Source organism: Streptomyces sp. NPDC016851, assembly GCF_055562795.1.
The window spans coordinates 139,425-155,610 of sequence record NZ_JBVHEP010000011.1 but is presented as its reverse complement, the minus strand read 5'-3'; the positions used below and the strand labels follow the sequence as shown (position 1 = coordinate 155,610).

Genomic DNA, 16,186 nt, shown 5'->3' with positions numbered 1-16,186 from the left:
GGACGCGTTGCCGCGATGTCCTGTCTGTCGCTTCCGAGCGTCGCCCCGCGCGGGGTCCCCGGTCGTCGTACGGCCAGCGGCAGTGCGCGTACCTCGGGGGGAGTAGACGGGCGCGGTACGGGTGCTTCCCCTGCCCCCTCGACTTCTGTACCTACTGGTATGTACAGTGCGGTCATGAGCACCTCGGAGCGGCTGATCGAGTCCACGCGCGAGCTGCTGTGGGAGCGCGGCTACGTGGGCACGAGCCCCAAGGCGATCCTGGAGCGCGCGGGCGCCGGGCAGGGCAGCATGTACCACCACTTCAAGGGCAAGCCGGACCTCGCGCTGGCCGCGATCCGGCGGACGGCCGAGGAGATGCGGGCTACCGCCGCGGGAGTACTCGACGGCCCGGGAACGCCGTACGAGCGCATCGAGGCATATCTGCGGCGCGAGCGGGACGTGCTGCGGGGCTGCCCGATCGGCCGGCTGACCATGGACCCGGACGTGATCGCCGGCGCCGAGCTGCGCGCCCCGGTCGACGAGACGCTCGACTGGCTCCGGGAGCGGATCGCCGGGATCGTCGAAGAGGGCAAGGAACAGGGGCAGTTCGAGTCCTCGCTGGACGGCGGGGAGATCGCCGCGGCGGTCGTCGCGACGGTCCAGGGCGGATACGTCCTGGCCCGCGCCTCCGGCTCCCCCGCCGCGTTCGACGCGGGCGTACGGGGGCTGCTGTCCCTGTTGGCGCCCCGCCCGGCTTGAGGAGGCCCGCGTGCACGCCATGCAGTACGAGATCACCCTGCCCGCCGACTACGACATGGGCGTCATCCGCGACCGTGTCGCCCGCCGGGGGCATCTGCTCGACGGCTGGGACGGGCTCGGCTTCAAGGCCTATCTGACGCGCGAGCGCGGTCTGCGCGGCTCGTCGGTCAACCAGTACGCGCCGTTCTACCTCTGGAACACCGTCGACGGCATGAACGCCTTCCTGTGGGGCGGCGGGTTCCAGGGGCTCAGTGACGACTTCGGGCGGCCGTCCGTACGGCAGTGGACGGGGCTCGCGTACGAGGAAGGGGGCGGTGCGCACGCGCGGTTCGCGGTACGGCGGCGCCAACCCGTCCCGGACTCCGGGTCGCCCGCCGGGACGGTGGAGGAGGCGGTGCGGGAGGTCCGGCGGCTGGCGGCGCAGGACGGGGCCCTGCTCGCCGCTGCGGCCGTCGACACGAGCCGCTGGGAGCTGGTGCACTTCTCCCTCTGGGAGCACGACACCCCGAAGGCCGACGGCGACCTGTTCGAGGTGCTGCACCTGTCGGTACCGGGCCGGGACCGGCTGCTCCGGGGGCGCCGGTGGTGAGTGCGGTCCGCGCGGTGCGCGGGACGTACTGAACCTGTTGTGCGGGGAGTTGGGAGTACCGCCGCATCACGTGATGCTCGGCGCGGACGCCACGACGGCCGCCGCCCGCTCGGTGGGCGGCGGCCCCGGGACGCGTGTCTGACGGCGTGGCCCGCCGGTCTCAGCCCATGGCCTGGTCGTTGTCCTTCATCTCGCCCCAGCCGTGCCAGCGGTCGACCTCGATCCAGGCGCTGACCCGGGGCCGGACGCGGTTCGGGTAGGGCCGGCCGCCGTAGTGCCGGGAGAGCAGGTCGATGTCGGCCAGGTCCTTGTCGTCGTACATCTCGGTGACGCGGCCGATGAGGGTGATGTGGGTGTACCAGTTGTCGTCGGCGAGGACGGTGAGTGTCACGCGCGGGTCGCGGCGCAGGTGCTTCAGGCGGACCCGGCCCTCGTCGAGGTTGATCAGCACCCGGCCGTCCTTCCACGCGTACCAGGTGGCGGTGGAGACCGGTGTGCCGTCGGAGCGGAGCGTGGCCATGACGCACGGGTTGGGCCGACTCAGCAGGGCCTCGGCCTCGGGCGGCAGCGGCGGCTTGGACATGGGGGAACCTCCCGGATGATCAGACGGACGGGCTTTCGTCGAAACTGGCGAAGTAGGCGGCGGCCATGTCCTCGTCACCGTGGCCCTGGGCGGCGGCGCGCTCCATGCGGGCGGCGGCGGCTTCGGCCACGTCCAGGCGGACGCCGTGGCCCGCACCGGCCTCGACGATGAGGCGGGCGTCCTTGGCGGCGGTGGTCACCGCGAACTGCGGCGGGGTGAGCCGGTCTTCGAGGACCAGGCCGGACTTGGCGTGCAGATAGCCCATGTCGAGCGGGCCGCCGGCGATGAGGTCGAGGAAAGCGCGCGGGTCGATGTCGAGGGCCTTCGCCAGTGCCAGGGCCTCACCGGCGGCGGCCGTCACGGCGAGGACCCAGCTGTTGGCGACCAGCTTCAGCCGGGTGGCGCCGCCGGCCGCCCCGTCCTCGCCGGCCCACACGGTACGGGCGCCGACGGCGTCGAACACGGGCGTCACCGTCTCCCTGCCCTCGACGGGGCCGGCGGCGAGCACGGTCAGCTGCCCGGCCTCGGCGGGCTGGCGGGTGCCCAGAACGGGCGCGTCGTAGAAGACCAGGCCGTGCTCGCGGGCGAAGGCCGCGAGGTCACCGATGGCCTCGACGCCCGCGGTCGTGGACTGCACCCAGGCGGCGCCCGGGCGCAGGGCGGGGGCGGCCTCCCGCATCGTCTCCAGGGCGGCGGGGCCGTCGTAGAGCATGGTCAGCACGACGTCGCTGTCCCGGACCGCCTCCGCGGGAGTACCGGCGATGTGCACGCCCTCGGCGGCCAGCGGCTCGGCCTTGGCGCGGGTGCGGTTCCAGGCGTGGACGGCGTGCCCGGCGCGGGCCAGGTTGCGGACCATCGCGGCGCCCATGATCCCGGTGCCCAGGACGCTCACGGTGAGCTTGTCGGTCATGACGTCAACTTCCTCGTTCGTACGGTGCGGGCGAGCCGCCTGCGGTCCAGCCTGCCCGCTCAGGCGCGAGCCTTCCCGGAAGCGGCGCGGGCAAGCCCGTCGAGCGGTGCCTGATCCCCGATGAGCCCTCCCAGCCGGACACCCTGTTCCTCGTCCGGCTAGGTCAGCGCTCCCAGGGGATCGTCCAGGACCGGCTGCCACGCCAGTTCCGCGGCGCCGACCAGGCTGTTGTGGTCGAGGGTGCACGGCAGGATGGGGACGCCGCCGCTCTGGCCCCACAGGCTGCGGTCGGCGACGACCGCGCGGAGCCGGCCGGGGTCGGCGTCCAGGAGGGTGCGGTGCAGGCCGCCGAGGATGATGCGGTCCGGGTTGAGGATGTTGACGAGACCGGCGAGTCCGAGCCCGAGCCGGTCGATGAGGGTCTCGGTGGCGGTGCGGACGCCCGGGTCGTCGTAGTGGTGGCGGACGAGGTCGATGGACTGCTGGAGCAGGGACATCTCGGGGCCCGGTTCGCGGCCCGCCGCCGTGAGGAAGGCCAGCGGGTCGGTCTCCACGTCCAGGCAACCGCGGCTGCCGCAGTGGCAGGGGCGGCCCTCGGGGTGCACGGTGAGGTGGCCGACCTCCAGCGCGAGACCCGAACTGCCCCGGTGGAGGCGGCCGTCGAGGACGAGCGCACCGCCCACGCCCCGGTGGCCGGTGGCCACGCACAGCAGGTCGCGGGCGCCGCGTCCGGCACCGTGCCGGTGCTCGGCGAGCGCGGCGAGGTTGACGTCGTTCGCGGCGAACGCCGGTCCGTCGAGTCCGGCCGCGCGCACCTGCTCGGCGAAGATGTCCCGGACGGGCGCGCCCGCGGGCCAGGCCAGGTGCAGCGGGTTGAGCGCCAGGCCCTCCGGTTCGGCGACCGCGGACGGTACGGCGAGTCCCGCGCCCACGCACCGGCGCCCGGTCTCCCGCAGCAGCTCGGCGCCCGCCGTGACGACGGAGGCGAGCACCTTCGCCGGGTCGGCGTCGACGACCTCGCAGCCCGGCGCGGTGGCGACGATCCGGCCGCCCAGCCCGACCAGCGCCGCCCGGAAACCGTCGGCGTGCACCTGCGCGGCGAGCGCGACGGGCCCGTCCTCGGCGACGGCCAGCTTGTGCGAGGGCCTGCCCTGCGAACCCGCCGCCGCGCCGGGCCGGGCGTCGACCCGGATCAGCCCGAGCGCCTCCAGTTCGGCGGCGACCGCCCCGGCCGTCGCCCGGGTCACGCCGAGCTCGGCGGTGAGTACGGCCCGGGTCGGCGCGCGGCCGGTGTGCACGAGCTCCAGCGCGGGTCCGAGCGCTCCGCGCCCCCGGTCCAGCCGCGTCCTCGTCGAGGTGCTCCCATCCCCCGCCGGCCGGGGGTCCGCCTTCCCGCTCATGAGGGCGAGTCTCCCATGATCCGCAGGGCCCGCGGCCTACAGGCCGCTGACCCGGAGCGTGATGTTGAGCCGTCCGGTCAGGCCGAGACCGGGCGGTGCCGTGCCTCCGTGTACCCGGGGGACTCCGTGGTAGGCGAGGCGGGACGGGCCGCCGAAGACGAACAGGTCGCCGCTGCGCAGCTCGACGTCGGTCCAGGGCCGGGTGCGGGTCTCGGCGTTGCCGAAGCGGAACACGCAGGTGTCGCCGAGGCTCAGTGACACCACCGGCGCGTCCGACTTCTCGTCGCTGTCGCGGTGCATGCCCATCCGGGCGTCGGCGTCGTAGAAGTTGATCAGGGCGATGTCGTAGGCCGGTGCCGGTCCCTGGAGGGTGTCGCGGACCGCCCGGCGGCCCAGGTCGCCCAGCCATGCGGGGAACGGCTTCACCGGGGCGCCGTCGCCGTCGACGACCGTGCCGGCGTAGCCGTACGGGTACCAGTGCCGGCCGAGGCAGACCTGCCGGGCGGTCATGGTGCCGCCGCCCGGGGTGCGGACGGTGCGCAGCCCGGCCGGCGGGCGGGCCCAGTCGCGGCAGGCCTCCAGCAGCTCGCGCTGCTCTCCGGGATCCAGCCAGTCCGGCACGTGCACCGCGCCCGGCGCCACCTGCGTACGGGCTCGGGAGAACAGTTCGCCGTCCATGCCCCCATCCTCTCCTCTCCTCCCCTCGCCTCTCCTCCCCGACCTGGGCTGAGCTGCGGCTCGGCTAGCCTGGACGCACGATGAACGACCGTATGACGACGCCCTGGGGCGAGCTCGCGCTGACCCGTTTCCCCGAGGACCCGCGCGACAGGCTGCGCGCCTGGGACGCCTCCGACGAGTACCTGCTGAGGTACCTGGCGCAGGAGGGGATTGTGCTGTCGGGCACGGTCGTGGTCGTCGGGGACCGCTGGGGTGCCCTGGTCACGGCGCTCGCGGAGCACCGGCCGGCGCAGATCACGGACTCCCATCTGACCCAGGAGGCGACCCGGGCCAATCTCGCGCGGCACGGTGTGGAGCCCGGCGCGGTCCGGCTGCTCACCACGCAGGATCCGCCGCCCGGCCGTGTCGACGTGCTGCTCGTGCGGGTGCCGAAGAGCCTGGCGCTGCTGGAGGACCAGTTGCTGCGGCTGGCGCCCGCGGTGCACGCGGGAACGGTCGTCGTGGGCACGGGCATGGTGAAGGAGATCCACACCTCCACGCTGCGCTTGTTCGAGCGGATCCTCGGCCCGACCCGCACCTCGCTCGCCGAGAAGAAGGCCCGGCTGATCTTCTGCACGCCGGATCCCGCGCTGGAGCGGCCCGCCAGTCCGTGGCCGTACGTCTACACGCTCCCGGACGGCATCGGCCCGGCGTCGGGGCGCACGGTCGTGAACCACGCGGGTGTCTTCTGCGCCGACCGGCTCGACATCGGCACCCGGTTCTTCCTGGAGCATCTGCCGAGCGGCGGGGGCGGCCGGCGGGTGGTGGACCTGGGGTGCGGCAACGGTGTGGTCGGCACGGCGGTGGCGCTGGCCGACCCGGCGGCCGAGGTGCTGTTCGTCGACGAGTCGTTCCAGGCCGTGGCCTCGGCGGAGGCGACGTACAAGGCGAACGGGGTGCCGGGGCACGCCGAGTTCCGGGTCGGGGACGGGCTGGCGGGCGTGCCGGCCGACAGTGTGGACCTGGTCCTGAACAACCCGCCGTTCCACTCCCACCAGGCGACGACGGACGCCACGGCCTGGCGGATGTTCACGGGGGCGCGGCGCGCGCTGCGGCCGGGCGGTGAGCTGTGGGTGATCGGCAACCGGCATCTGGGCTACCACGTCAAGCTGCGGAAGCTGTTCGGCAACAGCCGGCTGGTGGCGAGCGACCCGAAGTTCGTGGTGCTGAAGGCCGTCAAGCGGTAGCCGCGCCGAGGGTGTGGAGGGTCCGCGCCACTGTCCGGGTCATGGCCTCCCGGGCGACCGTCAGGTAGCCGCGCGGGTCGACCGCCTCGGGCCGGTCGGCGAGGAACTCCCGGATCGCGCCGGTCAGCGCGATGTTCAGGGCCGTGCCGATGTTGACCTTGGTGATGCCGCCCGCGACCGCCGCCGTGAGTTCGCCGTCCGGGACGCCGGAGGAGCCGTGCAGGACGAGCGGGACCTCCAGCGCGGCCGACAGTTGTTTGAGCAGGGCGTGGTCGAGGGTGGCGGTGCGGGTCGTCATGGCGTGCGCGCTGCCGATGGCGACGGCCAGGGCGTCCACGCCCGAGTCGGCGACGAAGGCCCGGGCCTCGTCGGGGTCGGTGCGCGCGCCCGGGGCGTGCGCGTCCAGCGGGGGTCTGCCGTTCTTGCCCCCGATCTGCCCCAACTCGGCCTCGATCCAGAGCCCTTGGGCGTGTGCCCAGTCGACCGCCGCCCGGGTCGTGGCCAGGTTCTGCTCGTAGGGCAGCCGGGCCGCGTCGTACATCACGGAGCTGAAACCGGCCTCCGCGGCCTGGTGCAGCAAGGTCTCGCTCTGTACGTGGTCGAGGTGCAACGCGACGGGTACGGCGGCCCGTTCGGCCGCGGCGACGGCCGCGCGGGCGAGCGGGAGCAGCTGCCCGCCGTGGAACTTGACCGCGTTCTCACTGATCTGGAGCACGACGGGGGCGGGCACGGACTCGGCGCCCGCGAGGACGGCCTCGACGTGTTCCAGCGTGATGACGTTGAAGGAGGCGACGGCCGAACGGGCTGCGGCGGCGCGGGTGACGAGTTCGCCGGTGGTGGTCAGGGGCACGGTGCCTCCAGGGTCAGTGGGCGAGGATCACCGAGCGGGTCAGGTGGCGGGGCCGGTCCGGGTCGAGGCCACGCGCGGCGGCGACCGCGACCGCGAGGCGCTGGGCCCGGACGAGTTCGGCCAGGGGGTCGAGCCGGCCCTCGATCCACAGTCCGCCGGTGGAGCGCACCTGGTCGGCCAGACCCTCGGGTGCCTCGCCGAACATCCAGGTCGCGGTGCCGCTCGTGGTGACACTGATGGGCCCGTGCCGGTATTCCATCGCCGGGTAGGCCTCCGCCCAGGACAGCGACGCCTCGCGCATCTTCAGCGCGGCCTCGTTGGCCAGGCCGACGGTCCAGCCGCGTCCCAGGAAGGTGAACTGGGCGCAGTCGACGAGGCCTTCGGGCAGGGGTTCCGTCAGGGCCGTGCGCGCGTCGGTGACGGCGGTGTCGGGGTGCAGGCCGAGGTGGGCGCGCAGGAGGGTGAGGGCCGTGGTGGCGAACCGGGTCTGTACGACGGAGCGTTCGTCCGCGAAGTCGAGGACGGCGAGCTGGTCGGCTGCCGTCCGCACGGGCGCGTCCGGGTCTGCGGTGATCGCGGTGGTGCGGGTGCGGCCCTTCAGCCTGCCCAGCAGATCGAGGACCTCGGTCGTGGTGCCGGAGCGGGTGAGGGCGACGACCCGGTCGTAGGCGCGGCCGTACGGGAACTCCGAGGCGGCGAACGCGTCGGTCTCGCCCTGGCCCGTGCCCTCGCGCAGGGCGGCGGCCGCCTGCGCCATGAAGTACGAGGTGCCGCAGCCGACGATCGCGACCCGCTCCCCCGGTGCCGGCAGCACCTCCGCGCACCCGGCCGCCCGTGACGCGGCTTGCGCCCAGCACTCGGGCTGGCTGGTGAGCTCGTCCTCGACATGCGTCATGCCGCATCCTCCATTGTGTTTATTCCTGCAAGATATCTCCAACATTCGAGCAATATCAAGCATGCAAGGCGGATCGTTCCCCACCGTCCGGTGGGCCGCCCGCCTAAGCTGGGGCTGAGGCGCATGCCGGGCGGGCCAAGGAGGCGTCATGGGCGGACCAGCGCGCGACCACGACGTGCCGGGTGGCCGGAGGTATCTGCCGATCGCCGAGCACGGGCTGATCGGCGACCTGCGCAGCGTGGCACTGGTGGGGACCGACGGCACCATCGACTGGTACTGCTGCCCGGCCTTCGACGCGCCGAGCGTCTTCGCCTCGATCCTGGACGCGGAGCGCGGCGGCTGCTTCGAGCTGGCGGCGGCGGTGCCGGCGCGGACCAAGCAGTTCTACTTCCCGGACACCAACGTGCTGATCACCCGGTTCTTCACCGAGGACGGCGTCGGCGAGGTGCAGGACTTCATGCCGCTCGACGGCGAGCCCGCCGAGGTGGAACGGCACCGGCTGATCCGCCGGGTGGTGTGCGTACGCGGCTCGATCCCGTTCCGTACCCGCGTCGCTCCCCGGTTCGACTACGGCACCCGGCCGCACACCGTCCGGCTGACCGGTGACACGGCGCTCTTCGAGTCCGAGAGGCTGGCGCTCGCGCTGACCGCGACCGTGCCGCTGGAGACGGACGGACCGGACGTGCGCGGCGACTTCAAGCTCTCCGAGGGCGAGTCGGCGGTATTCGCGCTGGACAAGGTGGGCGGCGACGTGGCGCCCCGCCGGTGTGCGCACACGGAGGCGGAGGAGCAGTTCGCGGCGACGGTGGCGTACTGGCGACGCTGGCTGTCCGCCTCCAAGTACCGGGGCCGCTGGCGGGAGATGGTGCACCGCTCGGCGCTGACGCTGAAGCTGCTGACCTACGCGCCGACCGGGGCGATCGTGGCCGCGCCGACCACGAGTCTGCCCGAGCGGCTCGGCGGCGAACGCAACTGGGACTACCGGTACGTGTGGGTGCGCGACGCGGCCTTCTGCGTCTACGCCCTGCTGCGGCTGGGCTTCACCGGCGAGGCCGAGAAGTTCATGGACTTCGTGACCCGGCACATCAGCCCGGGCGACGGCAAGCCCTCCGGCCCCTTGCAGATCATGTACGGCATCGACGGGCGCACCGAGCTGCCCGAGACGGCACTCGGCCATCTGGAGGGCCACGAGGGTTCCGCGCCGGTACGGGTCGGCAACGCGGCGGCCGACCAGCTCCAGCTCGACATCTACGGCGCGCTGATCGACTCCATCTACCTCTACGACAAGTGGGCCAAGCCCATCTCCAGCGGCCAGTGGGACGACGTGTGCGCGCTGGTGGACTGGGTGTGCGAGAACTGGGACCAGCCCGACGAGGGGATCTGGGAGACGCGGGGCGGGCGCAAGAACTTCCTGTACTCGCGGCTGATGTGCTGGGTGGCGATCGAGCGGGCCATCCGGATGGCCAACCGGCGCGGCCTGCCCGCCGACCTGCTGCACTGGCGGGAGTGCCGCGACACGATCTACCGGCGGATCATGAGCCGGGGCTGGTCCGAGGCGCGCGGAGCCTTCGTCCAGCACGAGGACGGCGAGGTGCTGGACGCGGCCGTGCTGATGATGCCGCTGACGAAGTTCATCGCCCCGACCGATCCGAAGTGGCTGTCGACACTGGACGCGCTCACCGAGGAACTGGTCTCCGACTCGCTGGTCTACCGCTACGACCCGCAGTCCAGCCCCGACGGGCTGCGCGGCGACGAAGGCACGTTCTCCATCTGCTCGTTCTGGTACGTCGAGGCCATGGTGCACGCGGGCCGCATCGACGAAGCGCGCCTCGCCTTCGAGAAGATGCTGACGTACGCCAACCATCTCGGCCTGTACGCCGAGGAGATCAGCCACACCGGGGAGCAGCAGGGCAACTTCCCGCAGGCGTTCACGCATCTCGCGCTGATCAGCGCGGCCTTCAACCTGGACCGGGCGCTCGGCTGACGCTCGGCTTGTGCGAACTCGGCTTGTGCGAACTCGGCTTGTGCGAAGGGGAGACACGGCAAATACTCGGAGAATGGCGGGGGGAAACGGGAGCGGCCGTGTGTGGCGCGTCCCTGGGGCATGGGGAAGGTTCGTGTCGAGCGCCCGAGGACGGCGCGGTCGCAACGGCTCGAGGACCGATCCGCCGACCACGTCCTCGTCCTCGTCCGGGGACCGAGCGGCCGCCGTGGGCGGGGATGCCGGTCAGGTCATCACCGGTGACGGCGCGACCGGGGTGCACGTCGAGAACATCGAGCGGGCGCTGCTGCTCCCGAAGGAGGCGTTCACGCAGGCCGCGTATCACGAGCGGTCGGCCGCAGCGGCGTTCCCCTCGCATGTGGACCTCACCTCGATCCCCCTTGCCGTTCCCCAGCGACGGGTCGCCGCGGACCGGTTGCGCGGGCGGGACGACCTGGTGGCGGCGCTGACCGGCGACATGGGACGCGATGCGGGTGACAGCCCGGACCACCGCCGCGTCCATGTGCTGACCGGGCTCGGGGGCTGCGGGAAGACCACGGTGGCTCTGGAGGTCGCGCACCGGCTCTCGCCCCGGGCGGGCCACATGTGGTGGGTGTCCGCCGCCGACCGGGAGAGCCTCTGGGGCGCTCTGCACGCCGTCGCACTCGACGCCGGGGCCGACAGCGGGGAGTTCGTCCGCGCTCACGCCGCCGATGTGCTGTGGAAGCGGCTCAACGCGCTCACCGAACCATGGCTTCTCGTGCTCGACAACGTCGACGATCCGTCCTTCCTCAGCGCCCGGTCACAACCCCTGGCGCGTGGCGTCGGCTGGCTGCGGCCGCCCGGCACCCCGCACGGGACGGTCCTCGTCACGAGCCGCGAGTCGCGTCGGGAGCGGTGGGCGCCGTGGACACAGATCCTGCCGGTGGACGTGCTCGACATCGACGACGGGGCTCGCGTCCTGCTCGACCTGGCGCCGGACGCGGGCGGTGAGCGGGAGGCGGAGAAGCTGGCCGGGCACCTCGGCAGGCTGCCCCTGGCGCTGGACCTCGCCGGTTCCTACCTCGCGCTGGCAGCCGACGCGCCATGGCACGTGCGCGGAACGCCCAAGACTTTCGCGGAGTACCGCCGTGACTTCGACGGACGGATCGCGGAGATGGCCACCGACCCGGACTCCTCGCTCGGGGAGGCGGAACAGGCCCGCCGGGCCATCCTGACGACCTGGGAGATCTCGCTCGATCTCCTCCACGACCAGGGCAACGACCTCGCCCGGCCGCTGTTGCGCCTCCTGTCGGCCTTGGGGCCGGCACCGATTCCCCACCAGCAACTGCTCGACCCGGAGTTGCTCGCCGCCTGCGACCTGTTCCCCGCTCCGACCGACGAACGGATCCAGGCCGCGTTGATGGGGCTCTCCGGTCTGCGACTGGTCGACCTGCAGAGCGTGACCCCGGAACCCGCAAGGGGTGAATCGTCCGACGCCGACATCCGCCTGAAGCTCGACATCCACCCCCTGGTCCGCGCCAGCAACCGCGCACACGCCGACTTCGCCGCGCACACCGGGACACTCCTCGGCCTCGTCACGGCCCTGCTGGAGCGCGCCGTGAGCCCGCTCGAACCGGACAATCCCATGCACTGGCGCCGGTGGCGCCATTTCGCCCCGCACTGCACCGCTCCCCTGCACCTCCTGGAACTGGTCGGCTCGGTGCCGGACGACGTCGCCGTCGCCGCCACCGAACCTGCCCTGCGTGCGGCACAGAGCCGCAACTTCCTCGGCCTGTACTCCCTGGCCGTCACCGAGGTCAGCACTGTCGTCGCTCTCCGGGAGAGCCGTCTGTGTCCCGACCATCCCGCGACGCTCGAAAGCCGTCTGAGCCTTGCTCTCGCTCTGCGTGACGACGCACGGCTCCGTGAGTCCGAGGCCGTGTACACGGCGACAGCCGAGGCGTGCGAACGGACGCTGCCGTACGACCACCCCTTTCTCCAGTCCGCCCGAGGCGGCCGGGCACGGGTGCTGTGCGCACTCGGACAACCGGAGGTGGCGGAGAAGGATCTGCGCGCCGTCCTCGCGATCCGTCTGCGCGATCCGGGGCCGAACTCCCGCAAAGCCCTTCGTACCAGGTACGACATCGCCACGGTCCTGCACATGCGAGGAATGCTCAGGGAGTCCGCCGAAGAACTGCGAGAGCTCCGACGAGCGGGACGAGAGCTGTTCGGACACCGCGATCCGCTGACACTTGCCGTCGGCGCCCACCTCACCAGGGTGTTGCGCGATGCCGGGGAGCTCGACGAGGCCGAACGCGTCGGAGCGGAGGTGGTGGAGGACTCGGTGAACCTGATGGGTCCCGCCCACCCTGACACCCTCATCGCCCGCCACGAACTGGCACGCGTGATGCGGGACAAGGGCCGGCTCACCGAGGCCCGGGCCGAGTTCGCCGAGATCTGGAACGTCAAAAAGGAGCGTTTCGGCGAAGATCACCCCGACGCGGTCGCGAGTCGGCATGAACTCGCCACTATTTTGCACCTGTTGGGCCGCCCGACCGAGGCGGCGGGTCACTTCCGTGCCGTGCTCGACGCCAATGTGCGGCTCCTCGGCGAGGAACACCCCGACGTGCGGAGGAGCCGCCGGAACCTCGCGCTTGTCCTGAACGGAGCGAATGAGGAGGACCACACAAGGATGTCCCTGGACGAGGCACTCGCAGCCGGCAGTGACGAACCGGCCCCCGATGTCCGTCGAATCCTTGAAAGGTTCGCCCGGCCACGGCAGAGCAAATCGGGTGAGGGATACGGCGGCGGCGGATACTCGGAGGGCAGCTACTCCTACGCACCGGACCCGCGGTACCGGCCGGTCCTTTCCTACCGCTCGCAGTCCCGCTTCCAGGACAAACCCACCGCCCTGCCCATGGCCACCAGGAGATGTCCGCCACCTGTGCTGCGTGCCCTGGCCGCCGGGCGGGAGACCAGCAGCGACGTCGAGAAGCTGTGCGCCCATCAGCTCGACATCCGTGTCCTGGCACTGGCGGGGATCCTTGCCTGGTACACCAAGCGGGACGGTGCCGAGTGGGTCCGGCAGGCACGGGCGTTGTTCGTCGAAGCCGACCAAGTCGCCCCGGCCCTCTTGGACAGACTGCTCCTGCATCCCGCTACGGGCCGGTGGATGAGCCGTACGCTGCTCGCGCTGGAGGACGACTCCTCACAGGCCGATCCCGGCTATCTGCGGGCGCTCGCCGCCACGGCCGGCATCAACGCCGAGTTGTCCTTCACGCTGCGGATTCCGGTCCACGAGGGCCTGGCCGTCCTGCCGGCCCTCGGCTTCGCCGATCTCGGAACCGACCGGCGTACGACGGAAGCGGACGTCGTGGCGGAGAACGGCCAGAGGTACGTCCGGGCCGCGGGCAAGGAGGTGCGACTTCCCCCTTCGCTGGAGGCCGAGTCTCCCGGCTGGCACCCGATGCGTCGCATCAAGGCCTCAGTCGCCGGCGAAACCCGCCTGGTCTGCCTCGACGACATCGACCCTTACCGCGGTGTCGATCCCGGCACGGCGCCCCGCCCACTCACTCCCGAGCAGGTGAACCGCTGGCAGGAACTGCTCGGTGAGGCATGGAGCCTGCTGGACCACACGGACGGCGTGGACGCCGGGGCACTCGCGGCCGCTCTCACCACCCTCACGCCGCAGGCCCCGGAGCCCGGCGGCGCGCCGACTTCGCTCACGTCGAGCGATGCCTACGGCGGGATCGTCCTCACCGAACCGGAGGACGCGCTGCAATTCGCCCTGACACTCGTGCACGAGGTCCGGCACATCAAGCTCCACGCCCTCCTCGACATGGAGTCGCTGCACAGCGAGCAGGACAGTGAGCAAGAGCTGTTCTACGCGCCCTGGCGGGATGATCCGCGGCCCTTCGAAGGGCTGTTCCAGGGAGTGTTCGCCTTCTTCGGGGTGGCCGAGTTCTGGCATGGGCGCTGCCTTCGGTCGACCGGCGACGACCTGAGGCGCGCGCAGTTCGAGCTGGCCTACTGGCGCCTTCAGGTCTGGGCGGCTTTCACGGTGGTGCGGTCCTCGCCTCGGTTGACGGACACGGGCCGGCAGTTCGTCGCCGCGATGGCGGAGAGCGCCGCCGCGTGGCGGACCGAGCCGGCCGTACCCGCCGACGTGGCGGGGGCAGCCCGGGCGGCCGCCGTCGCCCACCGGGCCCGGTGGGAACAGCTGCACGGCAGGCCTTGACCTTCGAGGACGGCTCACTGCCCGCGCCCCTGGGCCTCAGTGGCCGTGACCGTCGTCCGTGTGCCCCTCGGGGGTATCGGAGTCTGCTGCCGCTCCCCCGGCCCTGACGGTGAACGCCGCCGTGTGGACCTTGCCGTCGTGCTTGAAGTCGAGGAACAGGCGGTAGGAACCGGCGCTGGGGGCCGTGGCCGTGAAGGAGATGTCCGGGCCGGGCCTGGTCTTTCCGTCGCCGGGTTCGCCGTTCGGGTGGACGTGGAGGTAGGCGAGGTCGCCGGAGCGCAGGGCGACGAGGTGGCCGTACGCGCCGAGGTAGGGCTGGAGGTCGGTGACGGGCCGGCCGGCGCGGGAGACCTTGAGCTTCAGCTCGCCCGCCTCGCCGGGGCGCAGGGCGCCGGACAGCTTCACTTCGTAGCCGTTGGTCCTGGCCGTGGTGGCCGGTGCGGGCAGTTCCTTCGGCTGGTACGGGCCGGAGGCGGCGAGGTCCGCGCCGAGGGTGAGGTTCCGGGCGTCCTTCTTCGCCGGGGTGAAGTCGGCGAAGACGCGGTAGCCGCCCGCGCGGGGCAGGTCGACGGGGGTGCTCCAGGTGCCGTCGGAGGCCCGGGTGGGGTGCAGGTGACGGTACGTGGCCAGGTCGCGTGAGGCCACGATGAGGTGGAGTTCCTTGTCGTGCTCGCGCTGATAGGCGGTGACGGCGCGACCGCTGCCGTCCCTGACCGTGAAGCGCAGGTCGGCCCGCTGCCCGGCGGTGACGCTCGGGGTCTGGAGGTCGAGGGTGTAGCCGCCCTCGGAGATCTGGAGCCCGTCGGCCGGGGGCGTGTCGTGCCCGGCGTGGCCGCCGGCCTGCTCGGACGGGGGCGCCGGCGGGGTGTGCTCGTCCTCGTGTCGCGGCGGGCTGTCGGCGACGACGGGGTCGATGCCCTGGCCGACGCCGTAGGCCGTGCCGAAGGTCGCCGCGAGAACGGCGGCGAAGGTCGTGATCTTCAGTCCGGTGTTCATGGCCGGCATCTCCTTCAGAACGGGGCCTCCCGCTCTCGTGCGGGGCCTCCCTACATCTCACCATACCCCCGGGGGGTATCAAGTCAAGCGCTGGCCGTGCTTGCATCTTATACCCCCGAGGGGTATACAGGGCTCGGCGAGGAAATACCCCCGCCCCGTATTCGAGATTCAGACCGTCCCAGGAGGCACGCCATGACCGCTACCGCCACCACCTACGCCGTCTCCGGAATGTCCTGCGGCCACTGCAAGGCCACACTGACCAAGGCCATCGGCGAGCTGGACGGCATCAGCGGCGTCGAGGTCGACCTCGAGAGGGGGCACGTCACCGTCACTAGTGCCACGGAGCCCGACGACACCGTGATCGCGGAGACCGTCGACGAGGCCGGCTACGAGCTGACCGGGCGGGTCTGAGCCATCACCGCCGGCGGTGGTGCCACACCAGCGTGTGGCGCCAGAGCAAGCGGCGGCGCAGGCGGGCGCCGGGCAGGACGGTCCGGGCCTCGCCGACGATCTCCGGGAAGGTCATGGCCGCCGGACGCGTGCGGGCCGTCATGGAGACGGGGCGAGACACCGGGCGGCCCCGGTTCTTGAGCAGGGCCATGACGATGTTGAGCGGGACCGACGCGACGCCGAGGAGGTGGTCAACGGGCGTCCGCTCCCGGGAGACACCGACGATCACCAGGGTGCCGCCGGGGGCCAGACGGTCGCGGAAGGCCTGGAGAGCCTGGGTGAACGGCAGGTGGTGGACCACGGCGACGCAGGTGATGACGTCGTACGGACCGGCGGGCAGCCCGGCCGGCGCGTCGGCCACGGTGTACGTCACCGGGGCGGCCGCGGGGGTCAGCTCCCGCGCCCGGGCGATGATCGCCGGGTCGGCGTCGACCCCGTGCACCCGCTCGGCCCGGCCGGCCAGCAGCCGGGCGAGGTCGCCGCTGCCGCACCCCACGTCCAGGGCGCTCCCCACCCGCCTGGGGAGCTGCCGCAGGATCCAGCGGTGGAAGTGGGCGTTGTGATCCCAGGGACGGGCGGCGTGGAATCGTTCGAGGGCACGTGACAGGGACGTCATGCCCTCAGTTCAGCAGACGGGTTCAGACGCCCGACGTGGGCACTCGGGAGGTACC

14 protein-coding genes are annotated in these 16,186 nt (G+C 72.3%); 6 read left to right on the top strand and 8 right to left on the bottom strand.

Annotated features, from left to right (window positions below; translation table 11 throughout):
- The first annotated feature begins 159 nt into the window (after positions 1-159).
- Together ACZ3I3_RS19625 and ACZ3I3_RS19620 are read left to right on the top strand one after the other, a co-directional pair.
- Complete coding sequence (locus ACZ3I3_RS19625) at positions 160-738, top strand: TetR/AcrR family transcriptional regulator (protein ID WP_467366687.1); 579 nt, start codon at positions 160-162, stop codon at positions 736-738.
- A 10-nt stretch (positions 739-748) separates the two neighbouring features.
- Positions 749-1,327, top strand: coding sequence for a DUF4865 family protein (locus ACZ3I3_RS19620; protein WP_467366685.1), 579 nt, complete (start codon positions 749-751; stop codon positions 1,325-1,327).
- A gap of 160 nt (positions 1,328-1,487) precedes the next feature.
- Here the strand turns inward: ACZ3I3_RS19620 and ACZ3I3_RS19615 are convergent, their stop codons facing one another.
- The 4 genes from ACZ3I3_RS19615 to ACZ3I3_RS19600 form a co-directional block, all read right to left on the bottom strand.
- Positions 1,488-1,910 carry a PPOX class F420-dependent oxidoreductase gene (locus tag ACZ3I3_RS19615; RefSeq protein ID WP_467366683.1) on the bottom strand — a complete coding sequence of 141 codons (423 nt, stop codon included), beginning with the start codon at positions 1,908-1,910 and terminating at the stop codon, positions 1,488-1,490.
- A gap of 19 nt (positions 1,911-1,929) precedes the next feature.
- Entirely contained in the window at positions 1,930-2,820 is an 891-nt protein-coding gene (locus tag ACZ3I3_RS19610; protein ID WP_467366681.1) for an NAD(P)-dependent oxidoreductase, read from the bottom strand.
- 158 nt (positions 2,821-2,978) lie between these two features.
- Complete coding sequence (locus tag ACZ3I3_RS19605; protein WP_467366679.1) at positions 2,979-4,220, bottom strand: ROK family protein; 1,242 nt, start codon at positions 4,218-4,220, stop codon at positions 2,979-2,981.
- Positions 4,221-4,256: 36 nt separating this feature from the next.
- The gene (locus tag ACZ3I3_RS19600) at positions 4,257-4,898 is read right to left on the bottom strand and encodes an alpha-ketoglutarate-dependent dioxygenase AlkB family protein (protein WP_467366677.1); all 642 of its coding nucleotides are present in this window, start codon (positions 4,896-4,898) and stop codon (positions 4,257-4,259) included.
- Positions 4,899-4,990: 92 nt separating this feature from the next.
- Between ACZ3I3_RS19600 and ACZ3I3_RS19595 the strand changes: the two genes are divergently transcribed.
- Positions 4,991-6,124, top strand: coding sequence for a methyltransferase (locus ACZ3I3_RS19595; protein ID WP_467366935.1), 1,134 nt, complete (start codon positions 4,991-4,993; stop codon positions 6,122-6,124).
- Here the strand turns inward: ACZ3I3_RS19595 and ACZ3I3_RS19590 are convergent.
- Positions 6,114-6,974, bottom strand: coding sequence for a class II fructose-bisphosphate aldolase (locus tag ACZ3I3_RS19590; RefSeq protein ID WP_467366675.1), 861 nt, complete (start codon positions 6,972-6,974; stop codon positions 6,114-6,116). The two genes, ACZ3I3_RS19595 and ACZ3I3_RS19590, sit on opposite strands and share 11 nt — an antisense overlap.
- A gap of 13 nt (positions 6,975-6,987) precedes the next feature.
- Positions 6,988-7,869, bottom strand: coding sequence for an SIS domain-containing protein (locus ACZ3I3_RS19585; protein WP_467366673.1), 882 nt, complete (start codon positions 7,867-7,869; stop codon positions 6,988-6,990).
- A 148-nt stretch (positions 7,870-8,017) separates the two neighbouring features.
- Here ACZ3I3_RS19585 and ACZ3I3_RS19580 point away from each other — a divergent pair, with 148 nt between their 5' ends.
- Complete coding sequence (locus ACZ3I3_RS19580; protein WP_467366671.1) at positions 8,018-9,853, top strand: glycoside hydrolase family 15 protein; 1,836 nt, start codon at positions 8,018-8,020, stop codon at positions 9,851-9,853.
- Between the two features lie 133 nt (positions 9,854-9,986).
- Positions 9,987-14,069 carry an aKG-HExxH-type peptide beta-hydroxylase gene (locus tag ACZ3I3_RS19575; RefSeq protein WP_467366669.1) on the top strand — a complete coding sequence of 1,361 codons (4,083 nt, stop codon included), beginning with the start codon at positions 9,987-9,989 and terminating at the stop codon, positions 14,067-14,069.
- A 36-nt stretch (positions 14,070-14,105) separates the two neighbouring features.
- On the opposite strand, the gene ACZ3I3_RS19570 is transcribed toward ACZ3I3_RS19575, so the two are convergent.
- Positions 14,106-15,065 (bottom strand): hypothetical protein, encoded by a 960-nt coding sequence (locus ACZ3I3_RS19570; RefSeq protein ID WP_467366667.1) that lies wholly within the window; start codon positions 15,063-15,065, stop codon positions 14,106-14,108.
- 192 nt (positions 15,066-15,257) lie between these two features.
- Between ACZ3I3_RS19570 and ACZ3I3_RS19565 the strand changes: the two genes are divergently transcribed.
- Entirely contained in the window at positions 15,258-15,476 is a 219-nt protein-coding gene (locus tag ACZ3I3_RS19565) for a heavy-metal-associated domain-containing protein (protein WP_467366665.1), read from the top strand.
- A gap of 4 nt (positions 15,477-15,480) precedes the next feature.
- Here ACZ3I3_RS19565 and ACZ3I3_RS19560 read toward each other — a convergent pair whose 3' ends face one another.
- Positions 15,481-16,131, bottom strand: coding sequence for a class I SAM-dependent methyltransferase (locus ACZ3I3_RS19560; protein WP_467366664.1), 651 nt, complete (start codon positions 16,129-16,131; stop codon positions 15,481-15,483).
- Between the last annotated feature and the right edge of the window lie 55 nt (positions 16,132-16,186).